The sequence below is a fragment of the Streptomyces sp. NPDC058697 genome (assembly GCF_042715345.1).
Taxonomy (GTDB): Bacteria; Actinomycetota; Actinomycetes; order Streptomycetales; family Streptomycetaceae; genus Streptomyces; species Streptomyces liliifuscus.
On sequence record NZ_JBHXSU010000011.1, the window covers coordinates 16,040 to 40,167 of the forward strand.

Annotated in this window: 19 protein-coding genes; 13 read left to right on the top strand and 6 right to left on the bottom strand. The window is 71.1% G+C overall.

Features of this window, described 5'->3' with window-relative positions:
- Positions 1-113: 113 nt before the first annotated feature.
- Entirely contained in the window at positions 114-1,931 is a 1,818-nt protein-coding gene (locus ACFWXQ_RS25190) for a 3-hydroxyacyl-CoA dehydrogenase family protein (protein ID WP_383950968.1), read from the bottom strand.
- Between the two features lie 358 nt (positions 1,932-2,289).
- Between ACFWXQ_RS25190 and ACFWXQ_RS25195 the strand changes: the two genes are divergently transcribed.
- A complete protein-coding gene (locus ACFWXQ_RS25195) occupies positions 2,290-2,883 on the top strand; it encodes an adenylosuccinate lyase (RefSeq protein WP_383950971.1) in 594 nt (197 codons plus the stop codon).
- Positions 2,884-3,231: 348 nt separating this feature from the next.
- Here the strand turns inward: ACFWXQ_RS25195 and ACFWXQ_RS25200 are convergent, their stop codons facing one another.
- Positions 3,232-3,861: a response regulator gene (locus tag ACFWXQ_RS25200; RefSeq protein WP_383950974.1), complete on the bottom strand. Its 630-nt coding sequence runs from the start codon at positions 3,859-3,861 to the stop codon at positions 3,232-3,234.
- Positions 3,862-4,251: 390 nt separating this feature from the next.
- On the opposite strand from ACFWXQ_RS25200, the gene ACFWXQ_RS25205 reads away from it, so the two are divergent.
- A complete protein-coding gene (locus ACFWXQ_RS25205) occupies positions 4,252-5,280 on the top strand; it encodes an ATP-binding protein (RefSeq protein WP_383945595.1) in 1,029 nt (342 codons plus the stop codon).
- 34 nt (positions 5,281-5,314) lie between these two features.
- Here ACFWXQ_RS25205 and ACFWXQ_RS25210 read toward each other — a convergent pair whose 3' ends face one another.
- The 4 genes from ACFWXQ_RS25210 to ACFWXQ_RS25225 all read right to left on the bottom strand — a co-directional run bounded on the left by ACFWXQ_RS25210 (position 5,315) and on the right by ACFWXQ_RS25225 (position 9,339).
- The gene (locus ACFWXQ_RS25210; RefSeq protein ID WP_383945598.1) at positions 5,315-5,887 is read right to left on the bottom strand and encodes a GNAT family N-acetyltransferase; all 573 of its coding nucleotides are present in this window, start codon (positions 5,885-5,887) and stop codon (positions 5,315-5,317) included.
- Between the two features lie 80 nt (positions 5,888-5,967).
- Positions 5,968-6,366: a RidA family protein gene (locus ACFWXQ_RS25215; RefSeq protein ID WP_383945601.1), complete on the bottom strand. Its 399-nt coding sequence runs from the start codon at positions 6,364-6,366 to the stop codon at positions 5,968-5,970.
- Positions 6,367-6,432: 66 nt separating this feature from the next.
- On the bottom strand, positions 6,433-7,971 hold the full coding sequence (locus ACFWXQ_RS25220) for an alpha/beta hydrolase (protein ID WP_383945657.1): 1,539 nt from the start codon (positions 7,969-7,971) through the stop codon (positions 6,433-6,435).
- 333 nt (positions 7,972-8,304) lie between these two features.
- The gene (locus tag ACFWXQ_RS25225; protein WP_383945604.1) at positions 8,305-9,339 is read right to left on the bottom strand and encodes an Rv2578c family radical SAM protein; all 1,035 of its coding nucleotides are present in this window, start codon (positions 9,337-9,339) and stop codon (positions 8,305-8,307) included.
- A 184-nt stretch (positions 9,340-9,523) separates the two neighbouring features.
- On the opposite strand from ACFWXQ_RS25225, the gene ACFWXQ_RS25230 reads away from it, so the two are divergent.
- From ACFWXQ_RS25230 to ACFWXQ_RS25280, 11 genes are all read left to right on the top strand, one after another.
- The gene (locus ACFWXQ_RS25230; protein ID WP_383945606.1) at positions 9,524-9,967 is read left to right on the top strand and encodes an SRPBCC family protein; all 444 of its coding nucleotides are present in this window, start codon (positions 9,524-9,526) and stop codon (positions 9,965-9,967) included.
- 220 nt (positions 9,968-10,187) lie between these two features.
- Entirely contained in the window at positions 10,188-12,584 is a 2,397-nt protein-coding gene (locus ACFWXQ_RS25235) for an MFS transporter (protein ID WP_383945608.1), read from the top strand.
- A 205-nt stretch (positions 12,585-12,789) separates the two neighbouring features.
- Positions 12,790-15,237 carry a SpoIIE family protein phosphatase gene (locus ACFWXQ_RS25240; protein ID WP_383945611.1) on the top strand — a complete coding sequence of 816 codons (2,448 nt, stop codon included), beginning with the start codon at positions 12,790-12,792 and terminating at the stop codon, positions 15,235-15,237.
- A gap of 213 nt (positions 15,238-15,450) precedes the next feature.
- Complete coding sequence (locus tag ACFWXQ_RS25245) at positions 15,451-16,173, top strand: class I SAM-dependent methyltransferase (RefSeq protein WP_383945614.1); 723 nt, start codon at positions 15,451-15,453, stop codon at positions 16,171-16,173.
- A 184-nt stretch (positions 16,174-16,357) separates the two neighbouring features.
- Entirely contained in the window at positions 16,358-17,536 is a 1,179-nt protein-coding gene (locus tag ACFWXQ_RS25250; RefSeq protein ID WP_383945617.1) for an NAD(P)/FAD-dependent oxidoreductase, read from the top strand.
- On the top strand, positions 17,533-17,841 hold the full coding sequence (locus ACFWXQ_RS25255; protein WP_383945620.1) for a (2Fe-2S)-binding protein: 309 nt from the start codon (positions 17,533-17,535) through the stop codon (positions 17,839-17,841). The genes ACFWXQ_RS25250 and ACFWXQ_RS25255 overlap by 4 nt, the downstream gene beginning before the upstream one ends.
- On the top strand, positions 17,834-19,261 hold the full coding sequence (locus ACFWXQ_RS25260; RefSeq protein WP_383945623.1) for an NAD(P)/FAD-dependent oxidoreductase: 1,428 nt from the start codon (positions 17,834-17,836) through the stop codon (positions 19,259-19,261). Before ACFWXQ_RS25255 ends, ACFWXQ_RS25260 begins: the two co-directional genes overlap by 8 nt.
- Positions 19,262-19,358: 97 nt before the next feature.
- Positions 19,359-20,264: a dihydrodipicolinate synthase family protein gene (locus tag ACFWXQ_RS25265; RefSeq protein WP_383945626.1), complete on the top strand. Its 906-nt coding sequence runs from the start codon at positions 19,359-19,361 to the stop codon at positions 20,262-20,264.
- A gap of 196 nt (positions 20,265-20,460) precedes the next feature.
- Positions 20,461-21,462: a proline racemase family protein gene (locus ACFWXQ_RS25270; RefSeq protein WP_383945629.1), complete on the top strand. Its 1,002-nt coding sequence runs from the start codon at positions 20,461-20,463 to the stop codon at positions 21,460-21,462.
- A 48-nt stretch (positions 21,463-21,510) separates the two neighbouring features.
- Positions 21,511-22,188 (top strand): GntR family transcriptional regulator, encoded by a 678-nt coding sequence (locus ACFWXQ_RS25275; RefSeq protein ID WP_383945631.1) that lies wholly within the window; start codon positions 21,511-21,513, stop codon positions 22,186-22,188.
- Between the two features lie 91 nt (positions 22,189-22,279).
- Positions 22,280-24,082: an immune inhibitor A domain-containing protein gene (locus ACFWXQ_RS25280; RefSeq protein WP_383945634.1), complete on the top strand. Its 1,803-nt coding sequence runs from the start codon at positions 22,280-22,282 to the stop codon at positions 24,080-24,082.
- Positions 24,083-24,128: the final 46 nt, after the last annotated feature.

Below are 24,128 nucleotides of genomic sequence, written 5' to 3' on the forward strand. Positions count from 1 at the left end.
GCCCGGGGCCGGCACCGGCACCGGATCCGGCCGCAGGCCCGCCTCCGGGCCGGTCCCATGGTCCGGAGGCGGGCTCGCCGGGCCGGTCCCCGGGTCCGGCGTCGAGGGGCGGCTCAGCGCCGTGCATATTCGCGGAAGCCGCGGCCCGTCTTGCGGCCGAGGCAGCCCGCGGCCACCAGGTGCTCAAGGAGGGGCGCGGGGGCGAGGCCCGGGTCGCGGAACTCGCGGTGCAGGACCTTCTCGATGGCCAGCGAGACGTCCAGGCCGACCACGTCGAGGAGCTCGAAGGGGCCCATCGGGTAGCCGCCGCCGAGCTTCATCGCGGCGTCGATGTCGTCGAGCGTCGCGTAGTGCTCCTGGACCATCTTGATCGCGTTGTTCAGGTACGGGAACAGCAGCGCGTTCACGATGAAACCGGCCCGGTCGCCGCAGTCCACCGGGTGCTTGCGGACCTTCGCGCAGACCTCCCGGACCGTCGCGTGCACGTCGTCGGCCGTCAGGACCGTACGCACGACCTCGACCAGCTTCATCGCCGGGGCCGGGTTGAAGAAGTGCATGCCGATCACGTCCTGCGGCCGCGATGTGGCGCGGGCACAGGCCACGACGGGCAGCGACGAGGTCGTGGTGGCCAGGATCGCGCCCGGCTTGCAGACCTTGTCGAACACCGCGAACAGCTGCCGCTTGATCTCCAGGTCCTCGGCGACCGCCTCCAGCGCCAGATCGACGTCCGCGAAGGCGTCGTACGAGCCCGCCGGAGTGATCCGTGCCAGAGTCTCGGCGGCGGTCTCGGCGGTCATCCGGCCCTTGTCGACGGAGCGTGAGAGCGACTTGCCGATACGGGCCTTGGCGGTCTGCGCCTTCTCCTCGCTGCGGGCGGCGAGCACGACCTCGTACCCGGCCTTCGCGAAGACCTCGGCGATACCGGACGCCATGGTGCCGGAGCCCGCGACGCCGACCGAGCGCACGGTACGGCCGGGCACCGGCGAGGCGCCCTCGACGGGAGTCAGCGCGTCCCGCACGACGGTCGCGCTGCCCGGGGCGTCGTACGTGTAGAAGCCGCGCCCCGACTTGCGGCCGGTCAGGCCCGCCTCGCTGAGCTGCTTGAGGATGGGAGAGGGCGCGTGCAGCCGGTCGTGGGACTCGGCGTACATGGCCTCCAGGACCGTACGGGCGGTGTCGACGCCGATCAGGTCCAGCAGGGCGAGCGGGCCCATGGGCAGGCCGCAGCCCAGCTTCATCGCGGCGTCGATGTCCTCGCGGCTCGCGTACTTCGCCTCGTACATCGCGGCGGCCTGGTTGAGGTAGCCGAAGAGCAGCCCGTCGGCGACGAAGCCGGGGCGGTCGCCGACGGCGACGGGCTCCTTGCCGAGTTCGAGGGCGAGGTCCGTGACGGCGGCGACGGCGGTCGGCGCGGTCAGCACGGACGAGACGACCTCGACCAGCTTCATCGCCGGGGCCGGGTTGAAGAAGTGCAGGCCAAGCACCCGCTCGGGGCGGGCCGAGTCGGCGGCGAGACGCGTGACGGACAGCGCGTTGGTGCCGGTGGCCAGGATCGTCTCCGGACGCACGATGCCGTCCAGCTCCCGGAAGATCTGGTGCTTGATGTCGTACGACTCCGGAGCCACCTCGATCACCAGGTCCGCGTCGGCGGCGGCCCGCAGGTCGGTGGAGGTGACGAAGCGGGCGAGGGCGTCGTCGCGCTCCTGCTCGGTGAGGCGTCCGCGCTGCACTGCGCGGGCGGTCGAGGACTCCAGGGCGGCGGTCGCCTGCGCGGCGGCGGCCTCGCTGATGTCGATGCCCACGACCTCGCGGCCGGCCTTGGCCAGGATCTCGGCGATGCCGGTCCCCATAGTGCCGAGGCCGACGACGGCGACGGTCTTGAGCGGGGACGCGGAGAGCGACAGGGAAGGGTCGGACAGGGGAGTGGCCATCGCGGGACTCCAGGATGAGTGACGACTGAGGGACGCACCCGGATACGCCGACGGGCGCACGCGGTGCGGAGGTTGCGGGTGATGCCGGGCGACGAAAGCGCACAGGCCCGGCGCCGTGAGTGGGCGAAATCGCGATCCCACGAAACGGTGAGGAAGACCCGACCGGCCCTGTCCCGGAGCCGTGTCGTACTGAGGTACGTGAAGTACCGAACCGACCAGCACCCGCGGCGGCTGCGTCACCAGGCCACCACGAGCAAGTCAGCGAGTGGGTAACTCGCTCGATTGAGCTTAACTCGTGGGTAACGAGCGCGCCAGTCCCCGGTGAATGTGACGTACGTCGCCGATAGGCTTCGGCGATATGGACGAAGAGTTGCGATCGCTCACCCAGCGCTTACGGCACGAGGCGGGCGCGGCCGCGTCGTACTCGTACGAACGGCTGGCCTCGACCGACGACCTCGACGAACTGGCCGACGTGCTCATCGCGCCCGAACAGCGGCTCTGGGCAAGGGAGTTGGCCGCGTTCCGGCTCGGGCTCGCCGGGGACCGGCGAGCCTTCGAAGCACTCGTCCTGCTGCTCAACCACCGTGATCCGCAGCGCTGCGCGTCCGCCGCGCACGCCCTGGCCCGGCTCGGTGACCCGCGCACCGCCCGCGCGGCGGCCGCCCTGGCCACCAACGAACTGCGCGTCGCCTACGCCCTCCATCCGGTACGGCTCCTGGTCGAGCTGCGCGCTCCCGAGTCCGTACCGGCGCTGATCACGACCCTGGCCCGCAGGTTCCGCCCGCACGACCCTTACCGCCGTGTCGCCATCGCGTGCGTGGACGGGCTCGGCGCCCTGGGCGACGAACGGGCCCGGCCCGTCCTGAACGAGGCTCTCGTCCATCCGCCGCTGGCCCAGGCGGCGGCCGGTGCGCTGAAGAGGCTGCCGGCGCAGCGCACGCCACGCGAATAGGCGTGGCTGGGACTGGCTGGGCACGGATGGATGTGGATGGGACTGGTTGGGCACGGGGGAGTGCCTTGTGAGCAGAGGGATGACGGGTGGCCCTGGAGAAGGCGGGGTCGCCGGGGGTTCGCCCGGCGGGAGACGGGCGACCGGCAGGCGGACGAACGTCGCGGGATCCGACCTGCCGTCATCTCCGCGCATCTGGCCCGGGTCCTGCTCCCCGACGGCCCCGGTCCGCGGGGCCGCACTTTTCGCACGATAGGCAGCGGGCGGGGGACCGGGCATCCCCCAGTCGGGGCGAACGGCCCCCTCAGATGGGCTGATTCACCGTTCTGCACGCTGCGGTGTCATGCGATGTCACGCGGTCGGGCGCGGCAGGATGCCCAGGCGCGTTGCCGTGACCACGGCCTCCAGCTGGCTGTGGGCGCCCAGTTTCACCAGGACGCTCTTCACATGCCCGCGCACCGTGTGCCGGCTGAGTACGAGCCGGTCCGCGATCACCTTGAGACCGTGTCCCTGGGCGAGCAGGGCCAGCACCTCGTGCTCGCGGCGGGTCAGCCCGCTCCGCTCCCACTGCTGCTCGGGCAGCCGCGCCGCCAGTGTGGACTCCTCCACCAGGAGCTTGCCCTCCGCCGTAGTGCGGATCGCGGTGAGGATGTCCCCGAAGGCGCTGTGCTTGGCGAGGAAGGCCGAGGCGCCCGCCGTGACCGCCCGTGCCAGCTGGTCGGGGGTGGCGTCCGCGGTGAGGACGACCACCCGCGTCGAGGGGTGAGCGGCCTTCAGTAGCCGGGTGCCCTCGATACCGTCCTTGCCCGGCAGATGGATGTCCATGAGCACCACGGCGGGTGGCCGACGGGCCGCCTCCCGCAACGCCTCGTCGACCGTGCCCACCGCGTCGCCACAGTCCAGGTCGGGCTGCGCCGCGATGGCGATGGCCAGGGCGTCGGCCAGCGCGCGCTGGTCTTCGACCACGAGCACGCGGATCATCCCGGATGCTCCCCCTCCGGATGGCCGGCTCTCCCTGGCCGGTTGTGGCGATGCGCTTTCGAGCGTAGTGCCGTGCGGTGCCGTCGGGACCCGGCCGTACTCGGAAATGTGTTCCCTGTGTCTGGTCCAACGGCGTTGCGGCAGTCCAGAGTTGAGGCCGAAAGCGTGGTTCTTCGCCCCCGCCGCCCCTACCCGTCCCGTCCCTGGGGGCTGCGCCCCCAGACCCCCCTTATCGGCCTGAACGGCCTCGTCCTCAAACGCCGGACGGGCTGGATGTGTCGGCCCGGGCCGCGAAATCTTCAGCCTCTCCGGCGTTTGAGGAGCGGGGGTTCGGGGGCGGAGCCCCTGAGTAAGGGACGGGAATGGGTAGGGGCGGCGGGGGCGACACAAATGACTGACGACGAGCCGCGGAATCTCTACGAGGCCATGATGCTCGCCGCCCCGGACGGCATCGTCGCGGTGGACGCCGACGGACGCGTACGGGCCTGCAACCCGGCCGCGGCGACACTCCTGGAGCGCCCCGCGGACGAACTGATCGGCTCCGTCTTCGGCTTCCCGCTGGTCCACGGCGAGGCCACCGAGGTCACACTGGTCCTGCCGAACGGCCGCAGCAAGGTCGTCGAGATGCGGGTCACCCTGGCCCGACTCGACGACCGCCGGCTGTATGTGGCCGCGCTGCGCGACGCAACCCGCCGACGGCAGGCTGACCATGTCCTCCAGTCCGCCCTCGAACACCAGAGCGTGGTCGCCGCGGTGGCCGCGCACCAACTGCACAACCCGCTCGCCGCCCTGGGCGCCCTCGTGCACGTACTGAAGGAGCCGCCGCCCGACCTGACGGACGAGGGACGCGCGGAACTGGTCGAGCGGATCGCCGAGCGCACGGCCCGGCTGCAGTCGCTCGTCCGCAAGCTGCTCACCGCCGCCCGCATCGACGGGGCGTGGCAGCAGGGTGTGCCGGAGGCGGTGGCGGTGCTGGACTTCCTCCTGGAACGGCTCGCCGAGTCCGCGGCCCGCGGCCGTGATCTGCGACTCGCCGTCCCGGCGCAACTGGTGGCCCGCGTCGACCGGGTCGGCTTCGCCGAGATCTTCACCAACTACCTGGAGAACGCCCTCGCCTACGGCCGGGAGCCCGTGGAGATCACGGCGCGCGCCACCGGCGGACGCATCGAACTGTCCGTCGCGGACCACGGCCCCGGTGTGCCCGAGTCCTTCGTCCCTCACCTCTTCGAGCGCTACCGCCGAGACCCCGCCACGGCGGCGGCCACCGAGGGCACCGGCCTCGGCCTGTGGATCGCCCGCAGCCTGGCCCGCGCGAACGGCGGCGATGCCTGGTACGAGCCCGGCCGCCCGAACGGCGCGGTGTTCTGCGTGAGCTTGCCCCAAGGACGCGACCCCGACGACACGAGCCCTCCGACCTGAGCCCCAGGACGTGAGTCCCAGACATGAGCCTCCCTCAGGAGCCGCCCAGCACAAGGGCGTAACGCACCTCCGGCACCTCCACACCCGCCACCTCGAACGGCTCCTCCGCGCCGTCCGGTGCGAAACCGGCCTTCTCGTAGAAGCGGCGTGCGCTCGCGTTCTCCTGGAGCACCCACAGCAGCATCCGGCCGTGCCCGGCGGCCGTGCAGCGGGCGACGGACTCCCGCAGCAGGGCGCGGCCCACACCGCGCGCGAGCCGGCCGGGGTCCACGTAGATCGCGTACAACTCGGCTGCCGCGGTGCGGACTTCACCGTCCCGGTAGGGGCCGTGGCACGCCCAGCCGACGACATCGTCCTCCCACTCCGCGACGAGGCTCACCACGCTCTCACCGGCCTGCTCGAAGCGGGCCCGCAGCCGCCCGACGTCGTCCGCCGGGTCGAGTCCGTCCAGGTACGCCTGCGGCATCATCCCCTGGTATGCCTTCTGCCAGCCGCGCACGCGGATCTCGGCAACGCGGGGACAGTCGGCCAGGACCATCTCGCGCACGTGAAGGGCCGGAGGAAGGGGAGGAAGGGCAGGAGAGGGGGAGCGGAGGCGTTCGTCCATGGCGGCACCCTAGGCGGCCGTGGGCGAGGGGGCCCGTGAATTCCGGCGGGCCCGTAGAGCGCCCGGGCCGCACCCGCGGATCACTCGGGCAGCAGCGCGAACGCCTCGATCTCCATCAGGAACTCCGGGCCCACCAGGGCGGCGACCTGCACGGCCGAGGCGGCCGGGAGGCGGCCGGGGGATATGTGCTCGTCCCGGGCCGCGCGGACGGCCGGCATGTACGCCATGTCCGTGACGAAGAAGGTCAGTTTGACCACGTCGTCGAAGCCGGCCCCCGCCGAGGCGAGACAGCGCCGCAGATTCTCGAAGACCTGACGGGCCTGCGCCGCAGGATCACCTTCCCCGACGAGCTTGCCGTCCTCGTCGAGCGCGAGCTGGCCCGAGACCGCCACGAAGCGGCCCGTGCCCATGACGACGTGGGTGTAGGCGGCGGCGGGGGCGACCCCGTCGGGGGCGGAGATGCGTGTCAGTTCGGCCATGCATCCATCGTGCACCACGCCACTGACAACGCCCCCGACGGGCCGCCGCCGCTCACCTGCCGGGGCTCAGCCCCGGAATCCGAGCAGCCCGTGCAGCGTCGCGCCGCGCGACGAGCCCGAGGCCTTCTTGCTCAGCGGTGACGGGTCGGGCAGCGGCTTGCAGACCGCGTCGACCTCACCGCCACTGCGGGGCACCCAGCCGTCGGCCAGATACGTGGCCAGATGCTTGTCCAGGCAGGCGTTGCCGCTCAGGGTGACGCCGTGGTTGCCGCCGCCCTGCTCGACCACCAGGCTGGAGTCGCCCAGCAGATGATGGACCATGACACCGCCCTCGTACGGGGTGGCCGCGTCGTTCGTCGCCTGGAACAGCAGCACCGGCGGCACCGAGTCGTTGGAGACGTCCACGGGCTCCAGGGAGTCCGTCGGCCAGAAGGCGCACGGCGCGTTGTACCAGGCGTTGCTCCACGTCATGAAGGGCGCCTTCTCGTACACCTCCCAGTTGTCCTCGCGCCACTGCTCCCAGTCGCGCGACCAGGTCGCGTCACGGCACTGCACCGAGGTGTAGACGCTGTAGCTGTTGTCGCCCGCGGGGTCGACGGCACCGAAGTTCTCGTACGCCTCGACCAGCGGGTCGTCGTTCTTGTCGTTCACGAAGGCCGCGAACGCCTCGGCGAGGTAGGGCCAGTAGCCGTTGTAGTAGCCGCCGGGGACGAACGTGTCCTCCAGTTCGGAGGCACCCACCGTCTTGTCCGCGGGCTTCTTCGCCAGCGCCGCCCGCATCGCGTACCACTTGGTCTCGATCTTCTCCGGATCGGTGCCGAGCTTGTAGGTCGCGTTGTTCTTGGCGACCCAGGCCATGAAGGCCCGGTGACGGTCGTTGAAGGCGTAGTCCTGTGCGAGGTTGTCCTCGTACCAGACCCCGGTGGGATCGACGATGGAGTCGAGCACCATGCGCCGTACGCGGTCCGGGTGGAGCTTCGCGTAGACGGCGCCCAGGTAGGTGCCGTACGAGTACCCGAAGTAGTTGATCTTCTTGGCGCCGAGGGCGTGCCGGATCGCGTCCATGTCCTGGACCGCGCTCACGGTGTCGAGGTGCGGCAGCAGCTTGCCGTACTTCGTGCCGCACGCCTTCGCGAAGGCCTTGACCCGGTCGAGGTTGGCCTTCTCCAGGGCGGGGGTGCTCGGCACCGAGTCGGGGCGCACGGGCGTGAAGTGCCCCGGTTTGCAGTTCGGGGCGGGCTTGCTGGCGCCGACGCCGCGCGGGTCGAAGCCGATGACGTCGTACTGCGAGGCCACCGCCTTCGGCAGCGTGGCCGCGACGAATCCGGCGAGCGTGAGACCGCTGCCGCCGGGGCCGCCCGGGTTCACCAGGAGCGGTCCCTGGGACTTCTTCGCGGTGTGCGGGACCCGCGACAGCGCGAGCGTGATGCGCTCGCCGCCCGGGTGCGTGTGGTCGAGCGGCACCTTCAGGGACGCGCACTGGAGCGTCGGATAGGAGGTGGTGCCGCACTTCTTCCAGGTGAGCTTCGCCGGGTCGGCGGAGAGCGTGGTGCGCGGTGCGGTCGCGGAGTCCGCGCTCGCACCGGCCGGGATCGCGGTGATCATTCCGGCCACCACGGCAGCGGCACCGCACAGGGCGGTTGCGCGTCGGTTCACGATGAATCGCCTCGCAAGGATCTTCCGGGCAGGGATTCTGGCCTGATCCTCGGGCCGGGGGTCCGGGGGGTGTCCCCCGGGGAGATGCAGCATCGGACCTCCCAGGACGGAGGGTGTGGGCCGTGCACTCCACGGCCTTCGCCGTATCGTCCCGGAGCGGGCGCCCGGAAGAACCGGTTCTGACCGGAGTTTGACCCGATCGGGCCGCGCGATGCGCCCGGATGCAGCTGAGAAGCGCTGGTCGGAGCGGGTGGCGGTGCCGGTCGGGAAAAGCGGTGCCGGTCAGAGGAGGGTGAGCTGGGTCGGCTCCGGGAGGGCCGGTTCGGCGGGTGCCGGGATCCTGCGCGGCATCCCCGCGCGCGTGGGACCTATCCCGTACTCCTCGGCCAGTTCATGGACCTGACGGGTGATCCGGCGCTGGTACCACTTCGGCGCGTAGGCCCCCTCCGCGTACAGCCGCTCGTAACGGCGTACCAGATACGGGTGGTGGTGCCCCAGCCAGCTCATGAACCACTCGCGCGCCCCCGGCCGCAGATGCAGCACGAGCGGGGTGACCGAGGTCGCGCCGGAGGCCGCGATCGCCCGTACCGTCGCGCGCAGCTGGGACGGGTCGTCGCCCAGGAAGGGGATCACCGGGGCCATCAGGACCCCGCAGTCGATGCCGTGCTCGCTCAGCGTGCGGACGGCGTCGAGGCGGCGTTCGGGGGCGGGCGTGCCCGGCTCCACGGTCCGCCAGAGCTCGTGGTCGGTGAAGCCCACCGAGACGGAGATCCCGACCTCGGTCACCGCGGCCGCCTGCTTCAGGAGGTCGAGGTCACGCAGGATCAGCGTGCCCTTGGTGAGGATCGAGAAGGGGTTCGCGTGGTCGCGCAGGGCCGCGATGATGCCGGGCATCAGCTGGTAGCGGCCCTCGGCGCGCTGGTAGCAGTCCACGTTCGTGCCCATCGCTATGTGATCGCCGAGCCAGCGCCGCGAGCCGAGATGCCGCCGCAGCAGCTCCGGGGCGTTCACCTTCACCACGATCTGGCTGTCGAAGCCGAGGCCCGTGTCGAGGTCCAGATAGCTGTGGGTCTTGCGGGCGAAACAGTAGACACACGCGTGCGTGCACCCCCGATAGGGGTTGACCGTCCACTCGAAGGGCATGCGCGAGGCGCCCGGCACCCGGTTCACGATCGACTTGGCCCGGATCTCGTGGAACGTGATTCCACGGAACTCCGGGGTGTCGAACGTTCGTGTGGTCACCGCGTCCGCGCCGAACAGCGCGGCGTCCTTCGGCAGGTTGCCTTCGGACTCCACTGTGAGGTTCTCCCAGCGCATGACGCCTCCTCGGTAGCACTGAACACAGAATAGAACACATGTTCCCTTGATCGTGCGAACTCACTTTCGACGGGCGTGGCGTCCGAGGCTCAGGGGCCCTGAGGGGACCCCGATTTGGGCGGCTCGCCCGCCTGATGGTTGGCTGAGCGCTGACCCCCGAGATCCCGAGTGCTGGAGGAACGCAATGGCGCAGGTCGAGGCCACCACTGAGCGAGTCGTAGCGGCTCAGCCGGACGACGTGTTCGATGCGCTGGCCGACTACACCGGCACGCGTGCGAAGCTCCTGAGCGAGCACTTCAGCGAGTACGAGGTGCGCGAGGGCGGTGACGGCGAGGGCAGCCTCGTCCACTGGAGGCTCCAGGCCACGAGCAAGCGCGTCCGCGACTGCCTCCTCGAAGTGAGCGAGCCCACCGACGGCGAGCTCGTCGAGAAGGACCGCAACTCCTCGATGGTGACCACCTGGCGGGTCACCCCGGCAGGCGAGGGCCGGTCCCGGGTCGTCGTGACCTCGGTGTGGAACGGCGCCGGCGGCATCGGCGGCTTCTTCGAGAAGACCTTCGCGCCCAAGGGTCTCGGGCGGATCTACGACGAGGTGCTGGCGAAGCTCGCCACCGAGGTCGAGAAGTAGCTCTCGGGGCAGTCCCGGTGAGCGCGCGGACGCGCTCGGCCGGGCGATTCTCACGCTCACCGTTTCGAGTGGTTTTCGGTATGGCTCCGTCGTACGCCGTAGGGCTCCCACCGGCGGTTACGCCCCTTGAGCTCCACTGACGGGCGACTCGTCGCGCTTGCTCCCAGTTGTCGCGTAATGCGAGAAATGGGCCGCGCAGGCGCGACGAGGGGAGCAGCACGTGGGCGGGACGACTCTGGCGGCGAGCGAACGCGGCGTTTCGGCCCCGGCCCCTGACACACCCCAAGGGCCGCCGGAACCACCGCAGTTCGAGGAGCTCAGCCCGGGCCGCGTGCGGATGGTGTTCTTCGCGCTGATGCTCGCGCTGCTGCTCGCCGCACTGGAGCAGATGATCGTCGCCACCGCTCTCCCGAAGATCGTCGGGGAGCTGCACGGCCTGGACAAGATGTCCTGGGCGATCACCGCGTATCTGCTCACGGCCACCGTCGGACTGCCCGTCTACGGCAAGTTCGGCGACCTCTACGGCCGCAAGGGCGTCTTCCAGTTCGCGATCGTCGTCTTCGTGATCGGCTCCGCGCTGGCCGGATGGTCGCGCACCATGGACCAGTTGATCGCCTTCCGCGCACTCCAGGGCGTCGGCGCCGGCGGACTCATGATCGGCGTGCAGGCGATCATCGCGGACATCGTGCCGGCCCGGGAACGCGGCCGGTTCATGGGCCTGATCGGCGCCGCCTTCGGCCTCGCGTCGGTCGCGGGACCCCTGCTCGGGGGCTACTTCACCGACCATCTCTCCTGGCGCTGGTGCTTCTACATCAACGTGCCCTTCGGCCTGGTCACGCTCGTCGTCGTCGCCGTCGTGCTCAAACTGCCGAAGCCGACCGCCCGGCGCCGCCTCGACGTCCTCGGCTCCCTGCTGCTCGCCGCCGCCTCGACCTGCCTGGTCCTGCTGACCAGTTGGGGCGGAACGGAGTACGCGTGGGGCTCGCGCGTCATCCTCGGACTCGGCGCGGGAGCCGTCGTCTCGACGGTCCTGTTCCTCGTCGTCGAACACTTCGCGGTCGAACCCCTCATGCCCCTGCGGCTGTTCCGCGACGGGGTCTTCAACGTCACCGGCCTGGTGGGCGTGATCGTCGGGGTCGCCCTCTTCGGAGCGGCCAGCTATCTGCCCACCTACCTGCAGATGGTCGACGGCGCCACCGCCACCGAGTCCGGCCTGCTCATGCTCCCGATGATGGCCGGCATCGTCGGCGCCTCGGTCGTCTCGGGCCAACTCATCAGCCGCAGCGGCCATTACAAGATCTACCCGATCGTCGGCGGCGTTCTCTCCGTCCTCGGCATGTGGCTCCTGTCGCGGCTGGAGGTCGACACGCCCCGGCTGCACTACAGCATCTGGATGGCACTGCTCGGTGCCGGGATCGGCCTGGTCATGCCCGTACTCATCCTCGCCGTGCAGAACTCCGTGGAACCCCGCGACCTCGGCACCGCGACCAGCGCCAACAACTACTTCCGGCAGATCGGCGGCAGCGTCGGCGCCGCGATCTTCGGCACGCTCTTCGCCGACCGGCTCGCCGACTCCCTCGCCGAACGGCTGCCCGCCGGGGCCGGCCTGCCCGACCCCGAGTCCATCACCCCGCAGCTCGTCCACGCACTGCCCGCCGAGCTTCGCGACGGCTACATCGCGGCCTACGCCGACGCCATGCCGCGGATCTTCCTCTACCTGGTGCCGGTGCTCGTCCTGGGCCTGCTCGTCGCCTTCTTCCTCAAGGAGAAACCGCTGGTGTCCCACCACACCTCTGCCGCCCCCGAGACCACCGCGTCCTACAACTCCTCGGTCCCGCAGGCGCGTTCGTCGTACGCCTCCGGGGTGCCCGTCTGCGGCACCGTCCAGCACCCCGACGGCACCGTCGTGCCCCGCGCCGCGCTCACCCTCATCGACGTCGCGGGACAGCAGATCGGACGGGGCGCGAGCGGGGACGACGGACGGTACGCGCTGTCGACGCCCGGCGCCGGGTCGTACGTCCTCATCGCCGCGGCCGGCGGGCATCAGCCGCAGGCCGTCAGCGTCACCGTCGGGGAGCGGCCGGTCGAGCTGGACGTCGTCCTCGGCGGCGCCGGACGGCTGGCCGGGAGCGTGGTGACGGCGGACGGGACGCCCGTACGGGACGCGACCGTCACGCTCACCAACGTGCACGGTGAGGTGGTCGCCACGACACGCAGTGGGCGTGAAGGGGGTTACGTCATCACGGAGTTGGTGGCGGGGGAGTACACGCTGGCCGGGAGCGCTCCGGCCTTTCGGCCCGCGGCCCTGCCGGTGAGCGTGCAGGCCGCGCGGGAGACCCGCCAGGATGTCGAGCTCGCCGGTGGGGCGGTGCTTCGGGGGACCGTGCGGGCCAGTGGGGGGCGGCCTGTCGAGGATGCGCGGGTGACGCTGCTGGATGCCGCGGGGAATGTGGTGGACACGTTGACCACCGGGGGTGACGGAACGTTCCGGTTCGTTGATCTTTCTTCGGGGGAGTACACGGTGATCGCCGCCGGGTACCCGCCGGTGGCTACTGTTTTGCAGGTGGCCGGGGGTGGGAGGACCGAGCGGGATCTTCAGTTGGGGCATGAGGACTGAAGACAGTGGCTTGAGGGTTCGTTGTTGGCTGCGGGGCGTATTGGGCTGGGCGCGCAGTTCCCCGCGCCCCCAAAAGAGCCCCTGACGGGGCGCGGGTGTGCGCCGGAGTTATTTCCCTCAATGCCACACATGGCAACCGGGCGCGGACGTAACGTGGTTGTGGTGGTACAGATCTTGCGGACCGTGGGGAGAGAGGGCCTGGGCCATGGACCGTGGCACCGAGAGGGGCACAGCTCACGGCCTTGCGGGCGGTGACGGGGTCGCGGCGGGCCGGATTCCGTTGGCCGTGGTGGTCGTCGACCGTGAGGGTCTGGTCTCGCACTGGAGCCGGGGCGCCCGGCGGCTGTTCGGAGCCGTCAAGGACGAAGCGGTCGGACGGCCCGCCGTCGATCTGCTGCCCGTGTCCGGTGCCCTGCCCGATGACGACGAGGTCGCTCCCTACGGCGCGTACTCGCCGTACGACGGCCTCGGGCCCGACCTGGAGTCGTCCCTCGACGGGCGGCTGTCCTATCCCGCTGCGGGGCGTGCGCGGTTGTCGGCGCCCGACAGCGACCGGATCGACGTGCTGTGGTGGGCGTATCCGCTGGTGGGGCCCGGGCCCGAGCGGCTGCTCGTGCTCGCCGCCGACGCGGGCGGGCTGCGCCACGAGGACACCGGCGCGGGGCTCGCCGTGGAGCGCATCGCACCCGGGTTCGCGCTCCACACCGACTTCCCCGGCGCCGAGGAACTGGCCCGCAGGCTGCCCGAGATCCTCCCCAGCATGAGCGTCGGCGAGAGCGCCCGCATCGTCGCCCAGGTCCTCGAACTGGGCTATCCCGTCCTGGAGTTCAGCCAGAACGACCGGGTGCCCGTCACTCCCGACTGGGGCGTGCCCCGGCGTGCCGAGCGCAAGGCGCGCCAGGAGCGGGCGGCCGCTGCCGCCGCGGCCGGCGCACCCGTGCCGCAGGACGAACCCGACGAGGGCGAGGACCTCGAATACGCGGCCGTTCGCGAGCGCCTGGAATTCCTGAACGAGGTCAGCGGGCGCATCGGCACCTCGCTCGACCTGTCCCGCACCATCGTCGAGGTCAGCCGGGCCGTGGTCCCGCGCTTCACCGACGTGGCCGGCACCTATCTCCGCGAACAGGTCGTCGCGGGTGAGGGCTTCCCCGAGGGCGTGCCCGACACGACCACCATGTGGCACCGGGTCGCCGTGGAGCACACCGACGAGCCTGGCCGCTGGGACGACGTCGTACCCGTCGGCGAGGCCATGCCGTTCCCGGCACACACCCCGTTCTTCCAGTGCATGACCACCGGCGACCCCGTCCTGGTGCCCCGCATCAGCGAGCAGATGGGGCACATGATCGCCGCGCAGTTCGAGAAGCGCGACATCCGGCCCCTCATCACGGGCCGCTCCATGCTGGTCGTGCCCCTCAAGGCCCGCAATGTGGTCCTCGGCTTCATGATCCTGCTGCGGCACCCCGAGCGCGTCGAGTTCAACGACATGGACCGCGTCACCGGAGCCGAACTCGCCGCCCGCGCCGGGCTCGTACTCGACAACGCCCGGATGTACACGTACCAGGAGAGCGTCGCCGAGACCCTCCAGGACAGCATGCTGCCGCACATCGCGCCGCGCATGGCGGGCTGCGACATCGCGACCCGCTATCTGCCGGGCACGCTGCTGGGGCGGGTCGGCGGCGACTGGTTCGACTCGGTCAAACTGCCCGGGTCACGGACCGCGCTCGTCGTCGGCGACGTGATGGGCCACGGTCTCAACTCCGCAGCGATGATGGGGCAGTTGCGCACGGCCGTCCAGACCATGGCCGCCCTCGACCTGCCGCCCGCCCAACTCCTGCGCAACCTCGACGACTTGGCCCAGCGCCTCGGCGAGCACTACCTCGCGACCTGCCTGTACGCGGTGTACGACCCCATCGAGAGCGAGCTGCAGATAGCCAACGCGGGCCACATCCCACCGGTGCTGGTCCGTGCCGAGGACGGCCGCAGTGATCTGCTCGACCTGCCCACGGGCGCACCCATCGGCGTCGGCGGGGTGCCCTTCGAGTCCGTACGGATCCCGGTGGCGCCCGGCGACCGGCTCGTGATGTGCACCGACGGCCTGGTCGAGGTCCGCGGCGAGGACATCGGTGTCGGACTCGCCACGCTCTGCGAGTCCGCCGCGCACCCGGCCGCGTCCATGGACGACGCCTGCGACACCATCATCCGCGCTCTCAACACCCGCGGCGGCCGCAAGGACGACGTGGCGCTCCTGATGGCCCGGCTCAACGGCATCGAACCCGAGGACGTCGCCCGGTGGCGGATCGGCCACGACCGGATGGAGGTCGGCAGGGCACGTGCCGTGGTCCGCGAACAGCTCCATGTGTGGGGGCTCAACTCCCTTGTCGATCTGACCGAGTTGATGGTCAGCGAGCTCGTGACCAACGCCGTACGGCACTCCCACAGCCGGCCCATCGAGCTGCGGCTCGTCCGGGGCGAGACGCTGCTGTGCGAGGTGGACGACGACGACCACACCCTGCCTACGCTGCTCAGCGCGCGCCCGCTCGACGAGTCCGGGCGCGGGATGCGTGTCGTCAGCACGCTGGCGCGGGAGTGGGGGACCAGCCGGACGAGCTCCGGCAAGACGGTGTGGTTCGAGCTGACCCTGCCTCGCCGCTAGCGCTGTCGGCCTTGCCTGCCCGGGCCACCGCAGCCGGGTCCTGGGGAGTGCCGGTTTCTGGGGAGCGAGGGGCACGAGGGGCGCACATCGGCGTACGGCTGCCGAATGAGCGGTGAAGGTGTGCGCCGCGTGCTTGTCGCTTCACTCCGGGCGCGATAAACCGGACTGCCCGTCACTTTTCGGCGGTCCGCGGTCGCGTCCTGGGGAGCTTTCATGAGTGTGACGACTCGGTACAGAGAGGCCTGGGAGGGCTTCTGGCGTGAGGCTCCCGGCGAGCAGGGGGCCGTCTTCTGGGACGCCGAGCCCGCGGTGACGGCCGGGGTCCACCTCGCGCTGTTCGAACCGCACCTGGCGGCTCCCGGGCTGCCTCTTGTGGACCTCGGGTGCGGCAACGGGACCCAGACCCGGTTCCTCGCCGACCGCTATCCGCATGTCATCGGTGCCGATCTGTCGGCTGCCGCCCTCGATCACGCCCGGCTCGCGGACCGGGCGGGGCAGGCCTCCTACCGGCTGTTCGACGCGGTCGAGAAGGCCGAGGCGGAGACGCTGCACGCGGAGCTCGGTGACGCGAACGTGTATATGCGGGGTGTTCTGCATCAGTGCGAGCCGGATGACCGGCAGCCGTTGGTCGATGGGCTTGCCGCCCTTGTGGGTGACCGGGGGCGGGCCTTTGTCGTCGAGCTTGCGGAGGCGGCGGGGCCGCTGTTGCGAGGTATCGCCCAAGGGCCCGGGGGGCCGCCGGCCAAGCTTGCGCCCGTCTTTCGGCATGGCATCGCGCCGGGGGCGGTGGCTGATGGCGCTGTGCCCGAGTATCTGCGGGCTGCTGGGCTTGTTGTTCTGGCGAGTGGGGAGTTGCCGCTTGTGACGACGGAGTTCTTGGCGGACGGTACGCGGATCGAGTTGCCTTCGAAGTGGGTTGTGGTGGGGCGGGGCTGAGGGTTCGAGTGATCCTCAGTTGAGGTGTGGGGTTTGAAGGTTGGGTGCGGGTGCGGGTGCGTGGGGGCTGATCGCGCAGTTCCCCGCGCCCCTATCGGGGCGCCGGTGATCGGAGTATCTCGGCGCGCTGGATGTAAGTTGGCGCACCCTTGGCCCGGATAGAGCTATGTGACATAGTACTGGCGTGACCAAGTCGCTGACCTGCGATGTTGTGGTCGTCGGGGCCGGGATGGTCGGGGCGGCCTGTGCTTTGTACGCGGTTCGGGCGGGGCTGAGTGTCGTCCTGGTGGACCGGGGGCCGGTGGCCGGGGGTACGACCGGGGCGGGGGAGGGCAACCTGCTCGTCTCGGACAAGGAACCGGGGCCCGAGCTCGAACTCGCCCTGCTTTCCGGGCGATTGTGGGCCGATCTTGCCGCCGAGACCGGAGTGGCCGGGGCCGTCGAGTACGAGGCCAAGGGCGGGGTCGTCGTGGCGTCCGCGCCCGAGGGGCTCGCGGCGCTGGAGCGGTTCGCCGTCGGGCAGCGCTCCGCCGGTGTCGAGGCCGTGTCCGTCGCCGCCGGTGAACTCCATGAACTGGAGCCCTGCTTGGCGAACGGGCTCGCGGGCGGGGTCCTCTATCCGCAGGACGCCCAGGTGATGCCGACCCTGGCCGCCGCACATCTCGTACGGCTCGCCCGCGCGGCCGGTGCCGAGTTGTGGACCGGCTGGACGGTCACGGAGGTGCTGCGCACAGAGGCGGGGGCCCTGCGTGGAGTCCGTACATCGCATGGTGACGTCCACGCGCCCGCCGTCGTCAACGCCGCCGGGACCTGGGGCGGGGAACTGGCCGCGCTGGCCGGGGTGTCCCTGCCCGTGCTGCCCCGGCGCGGATTCGTCCTGGTCACCGAGCCGCTGCCCCGCCGGGTGCGGCACAAGGTGTATGCCGCCGACTACGTGGCCGACGTGGCCAGTGACTCGGCCGCGCTGCAGACCTCCCCGGTGGTGGAGGGCACGGCGGCGGGACCGGTACTGATCGGGGCCAGCCGGGAGCGGGTCGGCTTCGACCGCTCCTTCTCCCTGCCCGTCGCCCGGGCGCTCGCGGCGGGGGCGACCCGGCTGTTCCCCTTCCTGGCGGAGGTCAGGGCCATGCGCGCCTACCTCGGCTTCCGTCCGTACACGCCCGACCATCTGCCCGCGATCGGGCCGGACGCGCGCGTGCCCGGGCTCTTCCACGCCTGCGGGCACGAGGGCGCCGGCATCGGACTCGCCACCGGGACGGGCCACTTGATCGCGCAGGTGCTGGCGGAGAAGTCCCCCGATCTGGACCTCGCGCCATTCCGCCCCGACCGCTTTCCGGATCCGGTGACCCAGGAGGCTCCGTGACGCCCCGCACTCCGCTCGACCTGGTCGACGCCCGGCCCGGTCCCCCCTTCACCGTCACCTTCGACGGCCGGGAGATCGCCGTCCTGCCCGGTCAGACGGTCGCCGCCGCGCTCTGGTCGGCGGGCATCACGTCCTGGCGTACGACACGGGGGAGCGGCGAGCCGCGCGGTGTCTTCTGTGGCATCGGGGTGTGCTTCGACTGTCTGGTGAGCGTCAACGGGCGGGTGAACCAACGGGCTTGTCTGGTCCCGGCCGAGGCCGGGGACGTGATCCGCACACAGGAAGGGACCGGGCACCATGACTGAACGCCGCCGCCTTGCGGTGATCGGCGCCGGCCCCGCCGGGCTCACGGCCGCCCTCGCCGCCGCCTCTCGCGGTGTGCGGGTGACCCTGGTCGACTCCGCCCCGCAGGCGGGCGGGCAGTTCTACCGCCAGACCGCCCCGGGACTCGGGGCCCGCCGTCCGCAGGCCCTGCACCACCAGTGGCGTACCTGGGAACTGCTTCGTGACGGGCTCGCGGCGCACATCGGCGCAGGACGTATCACTCACCTGACGGATCATCATGTGTGGTTCGTGGAGCGGCAGTCCGGCACCGAAGCCGCCGTGGACACCGCCAAAGGCTCCTTCGCCGTCCACGCTCTGCTCGGGCCCGAGCAGGAAGAGCCCGTCACCGTTCACGCGGACGCCGTGCTGCTCGCCACCGGTGGGTACGAGAAGGTGCTCCCCTTTCCCGGCTGGACCCTTCCCGGAGTGGTCACCGCGGGTGGGGCACAGGCCATGCTCAAGGGCGGGCTCGTGCTGCCGGGGCGTACCGCCGTGGTGGCAGGGACAGGGCCGTTGCTGCTGCCCGTGGCCGTCGGGCTCGCCTCGGCGGGGGCGAGGGTCGCGGCCCTCGTGGAGTCCGCCGACCCCAGGGGCTTCGTCCGGCATGCCCGCGTGCTCGGGGCTCATCCCGCGAAACTCGCTGAAGGTGCGCGTTACGCGGCCGAGTTGGCACGTCACCGGGTCAGGGTCCAGGTACGCAGCACGGTCGTTGCCGCACACGGCGGCGGCCGGCTCGAAGCCGTCACCGTCGCCTCCCTCGACGGTGACGGACGCGTCCGGCCGGGAACCGGGCGGCGGATCCCCTGCGACACCCTCGCCGTCGGCCACGGCATGCTCCCGCACACCGACCTCGCCGAAGCACTCGGCTGTCGTCTCGAAGGGGTCGACGTCGCCGTGGACGACGAACAGCGCACCGACGTGCCCGGCGTCTGGGCCGCCGGCGAGACCACGGGGATCGGCGGCGCGGCGCTCGCGTCGGCCGAGGGCAGGATCGCCGGACTGTCCATCGCGGCGCGACTCGACTCCCGTACGCCCGACAGGAGTTCGTACGCATCGGCCGCCAAGGCGCGTGCCGGGCTGCGGGAGTTCTTCGCCGCCGTCGACACGGTCTGTGCCCCGCCCGCCCATTGGACCGAGCAGGTCACCGACGACACCGTCGTGTGCCGGTGCGAGGAGGTGCCCGCCTCCGCGGTCCGGGAGGCCGTCGAGGAGCTCGGCGGCGCCGGGGACGTACGCACTGTGAAGCTGCTGACCCGGGCCGGGATGGGCTGGTGCCAGGGGCGGATGTGCGGCCCGGCCGTGGCGGGGCTCGCGGGCTGTCCGGAGACACCCTCCCGACGGCCGTTCGCCCGGCCGGTGCCCCTCGGGGTGCTCGCGCGCGAGCCCGGCGCACCCTCATGACACGTCACGCTCCACCGAAAGCCCTCTGCCGAGAACTCTCTACCGAGAAGCCTCTGCCGAATCCGAAATCCCTCTACCGAATCCGGATGGGACTCTCATGACCGACGACAACGTCACCGACAACCGGCCCTGGCGCGGCCTCCTCGTCGCCACCGCCCTCCCGCTCAACGACGACCTCTCCGTCAACCTCGACAAGTACGCGGAGCACTGCACGTGGCTCGTCGAGAACGGCTGCGACGGGGTCGTACCGAACGGCTCGCTCGGCGAGTACCAGGTGCTCACTCCGGAGGAGCGGACCAAGGTCGTCGAGACCGCCGTGGCCGCGATCGGCGGGCGGCGCGTAATGCCGGGCGTGGCCGCGTACGGATCCGCCGAGGCCCGCCGCTGGGCCGAGCAGGCACGCGACGCGGGCTGCGCCTCCGTGATGCTGCTGCCCCCGAACGCCTACCGGGCCGACGAGCGCTCGGTCCTCGCCCACTACGCGGAGGTCGCGAAGGCGGGCGTGCCGGTCGTCGCGTACAACAACCCCATCGACACCAAGGTCGACCTCGTGCCCGAACTGCTGGCGAAGCTGCACGGCGAGGGGTACATCCACGGGGTCAAGGAGTTCTCCGGTGACGTACGCCGTGCCTACCGCATCGCCGAACTCGCCCCGGAACTCGATCTGTTGATCGGCGCCGACGACGTGCTGCTGGAACTGGCGGTCGCGGGAGCCAAGGGCTGGGTGGCCGGCTACCCGAACGCGCTGCCCTCCGCGTCCGTCGCGCTGTACCGCGCCGCCGTCGCGGGAGACCTGGACACCGCGGGCAAGCTCTACCGCCAGCTGCACCCCTTGCTGCGCTGGGACTCGAAGACCGAGTTCGTGCAGGCCATCAAGTTGTCGATGGACATCGTGGGGCGGCACGGCGGTCCCGTACGGGCGCCGCGCGTGCCGCTTCTTCCCGAGCAGGAGCAGGCCGTGCGCGAGGCCACCGAACGGGCCGTCGCCGCCGGGCTCGCCTGAGCCCGTCCCACCACTCCGGCGATCCACCCGTCCCACCACTCCGGCGATCCACCCGTCCCACCACTCCGGCGATCCACCCGTCCCACCACTCCGGCGATCCACCCGTCCCACCACACCGGCGATCCACCCGTCCCACCACTTCGGCGACACACCGGCGATCGCGAACTCGCGGGAGACCTCACCCTCAGGGAGACCCATGCGCAGCAAACTCGTCCTGCACGCCGTCGACTCGCACACCGAGGGCATGCCGACCCGGGTGATCACCGGAGGGATCGGCACGGTCCCGGGCGCGACCATGAACGAGCGGCGGCTGTACTTCCGTGAACACCGCGACGACATCAAGCAGTTGCTGATGAACGAGCCGCGTGGTCACTCGGCGATGAGCGGCGCGATCCTCCAGCCGCCGACCCGTCCCGACTGCGACTACGGCGTCATCTACATCGAGGTGTCCGGCTATCTTCCGATGTGCGGGCACGGGACCATCGGGGTCGCGACCGTCCTCGTGGAGACCGGCATGGTCGAGGTCGTCGAGCCGGTGACCACCATCCGCCTGGACACCCCGGCGGGGCTCGTGGTCGCCGAGGTGGCGGTGGAGGACGGTGCCGCGAAGGCGGTCACGCTCAGGAACGTACCGTCCTTCTCCGTCGCCCTGGACCGCAAGATCCAGCTCGCCGACGGGCGGACGGTGACCTACGACCTGGCGTACGGCGGCAACTTCTACGCGATCCTTCCGCTGGACCAGTTCGGCCTGCCCTTCGACCGGGCCCGCAAGGACGACATCCTCGCGGCCGGGCTCTCACTGATGGACGCGATCAACGCCGAGGGGGAGCCCGTCCATCCCGAGGATCCGTCCATCCGGGGCTGTCACCATGTGCAGCTCACCGCCCCGGGCTCGACGGCCCGGCACTCGCGGCACGCGATGGCCATCCACCCCGGCTGGTTCGACCGCTCGCCCTGCGGTACGGGCACCTCCGCGCGCATGGCGCAGCTGCATGCCCGTGGCGAACTCCCCCTGAACACCGAGTTCTTGAACGAGTCCTTCATCGGCACCCACTTCACCGGCCGGCTCCTCGACACCACCGAGGTCGCCGGGATCCCGGCGGTCCTGCCAAGCTTCACCGGGCGTGCCTGGGTGACCGGCACCGCCCAGTATCTGCTCGACCCCAGCGACCCGTTCCCGGCGGGCTTCGTCCTCTGAAGCCCACGACACACCGAAGCCAACGACACCACGACAAGGAAATCCCCGATGCCCGCCCAGCGCGCCAGCGCCCCCGCCCTGCCCTCGCTGGGCGGCAAGAAGCCCAGCTACCGCGAGCGAGTCGCGGACGCGCTGCGGGCCGCCCTCATCGCGGGGGAACTGCGTCCGGGCGAGGTGTACTCCGCACCCGGCCTCGCCGCCCGCTTCGGTGTCTCGGCCACGCCCGTCCGCGAGGCCATGCTCGACCTTGCCAAGGAGGGCCTGGTCGACACCGTGCCCAACAAGGGCTTCCGGGTCACCGCCGTGTCCGAGAAGCAGCTCGACGAGTACACGCACATCCGTTCGCTCATCGAGATCCCCACGACCGCCTCGCTCGCCGCCACCGCCGACCCCGCCGCCCTGGAGGCACTGCGCCCGGCCGCCCAGGAGAGCGTCACCGCGGCCGCGACCGGTGACCTCATCGCGCACGTCGAGGCGGACATGCGCTTCCACCTCGGCCTCCTCGCCCTCGCGGGCAACGACCACCTGGTCGAGGTGGTCCGCGACCTCCGCAAGCGCTCCCGCCTCTACGGCCTGCACGCGCTGGTGAAGGCGGGCCGCCTGGAGGCCTCCGCCGCCGAGCACCTGGACATCCTCGACGCGCTCATCGCCCGCGACGAGGAGGCGGTACGGGCCGTCATGACCCGTCACCTCGGACACGTACGGGGGTTGTGGGCGGCCGAGTGACCTCGGCGGCGACACGCTGCCGGGCAACCCGTCTCGTCCGCACCTCCATGCTCTCCTGAGTGCGCCCCGGCAGCCGCGAGAAGGACGCACGTTGAGCAAGCGCATCCGCAGGTCTCCGCTCCTCCACAGATCCGCGCTCCCCTACAGATCCCCGCGCCTGCGCGGATCCCTGGTCGCCGCCGTCGCTGCCGTCGCCGTGGCCGCGCCGGCCGTCCACGCCCCGGGCGCCTCCGCCGCCACCGCCTCCCCGGAGACCGAGGCCGCCGCGGAGGCGCCCGACCACGATCTGCTGAGCAAGAGGGGCGAGCGGACCCAGCGCGCCCGGGCGCTGGCCCTCGCCAAGGTCGCCGCCGGGCAGGCGACGCCCGAGACACGCGGCTCCTCGCAGCGCATCGAGTACCGCCAGGGCTCGTACGCGGAGACGGCCCGCACCGCGGACCGGATCTTCGTGCTGCCGGTCGAGTTCAGCGACTACACGCACAACCGGATCCCCGAGCCCGACCGTGCCACCGACAACGCCACGGTGTGGACCCGGGACTACAGCCGGGCCTACTACCAGCGGCAGATCTTCGGCACGGCGGACGAGGCCGCGGGCGACACCCTCAAGTCGTACTTCCGTCGCCAGTCCAGCGGCGTCTACTCGATCACCGGCACCGTCCACGACTGGACCCGAGTCGACCACCCCCTCGCGCACTACGGCACCGACACCTGCCGGAAGAACGGCGTGGCCATCTCGACGTACTACTGCAACGAGCAGCTCGTCACCGACGGCCTCAACAGCTGGTACGAGGACCAGCGCGCGACGGGCCGGACCGCAGCCTCGCTGGCCAAGTACCTTGCCACGTACGACACTTGGGACCGCAACGACCACGACCGGGACGGGATCTTCAACGAACCCGACGGCTATCTCGACCGGGTGATGCTGACGTTCGCGGGGGAGTCGCAGGCCAACGGCGGTGGTGTCAACGGCACCGATGCCATCGGCTCGCACCGCGGCTCCGTCAGCTATCTCCAGGCAGGCGAGGGCAAGTTGGGTCCCGCCAACGGAAACCGGGACGGCGGCAGCCAGGTGGGCGACTCGGGCATCTGGGTCAACGACTACACGATGACCAACGAGAACAGGGGACTTGGCACGCTGGCCCACGAGTACGGCCACGACCTGGGTCTGCCCGATCTGTACGACACCTCGGGCGGCGAGAACTCGACCGGCTTCTGGTCGGTCATGTCGCACGGCTCACTGCTCTCGAACGAGGCCGAACTGTCCGCCCATCCGGCCGACTTGGGCGCGTGGGCCAAACTGCGGCTCGGCTGGCTCGACCATGCGACCGCGCAGGCGGGTACGGCCTCGACCGTCGTCCTGAACCCGCTGTCGGTCGACTCCTCGAAGCAGGGCAAGGAAGCCCTCCTCGTGAAGCTCCCCGCGGACGCGGACGGCAACGCGCGCTACTACGTCGTCGAGAACCGGCAGTACGTCGGCGAGGACAGGTACCTCAAGGCCGGCCCGTTCCAGCTGGGTTGGCGCTCCACTCTGCCCCGGCTCAAGGAACGGCTGCACTACGAGAGCGGCACGCTGATCTGGTACTGGAACACCAAGTACCGGGACAACAGGACCAAGGCCAACGGCGGCCACGGTCAGATCCTGCCCGTCGACGCGCACGCCGAGCCCGCCCTCGCCACCTCCGGGGCCGTGATCCGGGGCCGCCTCCAGACGTACGACGCCCCCTTCGGCCGCCGGCCCACCGCCGCGCTCACCTTCCACCAGAACGGGGTGGAGACGACGATCCCGTCCCGGCCGGGCGTCCCGGTGCTCGCCGGACCCGACGGCACCACGATCACCGTGGACGAGGAGTACCCCGACGGCCGAGTGAAGGTTTCGGTCGGTTCGTCCGGCTGACCGCCCTCCCCTGTGGGGCTCCTCCCGACTGCGATACAACTGGAGC

Coding starts and splice junctions, on each gene's coding strand:
- ACFWXQ_RS25260 (WP_383945623.1), top strand. CDS start 17,834: ATGACTGAACGCCGCCGCCTTGCGGTGATCGGCGCCGGCCCCGCCGGG.
- ACFWXQ_RS25270 (WP_383945629.1), top strand. CDS start 20,461: ATGCGCAGCAAACTCGTCCTGCACGCCGTCGACTCGCACACCGAGGGC.
- ACFWXQ_RS25200 (WP_383950974.1), bottom strand. CDS start 3,861: ATGATCCGCGTGCTCGTGGTCGAAGACCAGCGCGCGCTGGCCGACGCC.
- ACFWXQ_RS25220 (WP_383945657.1), bottom strand. CDS start 7,971: ATGATCACCGCGATCCCGGCCGGTGCGAGCGCGGACTCCGCGACCGCA.
- ACFWXQ_RS25215 (WP_383945601.1), bottom strand. CDS start 6,366: ATGGCCGAACTGACACGCATCTCCGCCCCCGACGGGGTCGCCCCCGCC.
- ACFWXQ_RS25210 (WP_383945598.1), bottom strand. CDS start 5,887: ATGGACGAACGCCTCCGCTCCCCCTCTCCTGCCCTTCCTCCCCTTCCT.
- ACFWXQ_RS25195 (WP_383950971.1), top strand. CDS start 2,290: ATGGACGAAGAGTTGCGATCGCTCACCCAGCGCTTACGGCACGAGGCG.
- ACFWXQ_RS25230 (WP_383945606.1), top strand. CDS start 9,524: ATGGCGCAGGTCGAGGCCACCACTGAGCGAGTCGTAGCGGCTCAGCCG.
- ACFWXQ_RS25245 (WP_383945614.1), top strand. CDS start 15,451: ATGAGTGTGACGACTCGGTACAGAGAGGCCTGGGAGGGCTTCTGGCGT.
- ACFWXQ_RS25265 (WP_383945626.1), top strand. CDS start 19,359: ATGACCGACGACAACGTCACCGACAACCGGCCCTGGCGCGGCCTCCTC.
- ACFWXQ_RS25275 (WP_383945631.1), top strand. CDS start 21,511: ATGCCCGCCCAGCGCGCCAGCGCCCCCGCCCTGCCCTCGCTGGGCGGC.
- ACFWXQ_RS25240 (WP_383945611.1), top strand. CDS start 12,790: ATGGACCGTGGCACCGAGAGGGGCACAGCTCACGGCCTTGCGGGCGGT.
- ACFWXQ_RS25205 (WP_383945595.1), top strand. CDS start 4,252: ATGACTGACGACGAGCCGCGGAATCTCTACGAGGCCATGATGCTCGCC.
- ACFWXQ_RS25225 (WP_383945604.1), bottom strand. CDS start 9,339: ATGCGCTGGGAGAACCTCACAGTGGAGTCCGAAGGCAACCTGCCGAAG.
- ACFWXQ_RS25190 (WP_383950968.1), bottom strand. CDS start 1,931: ATGGCCACTCCCCTGTCCGACCCTTCCCTGTCGCTCTCCGCGTCCCCG.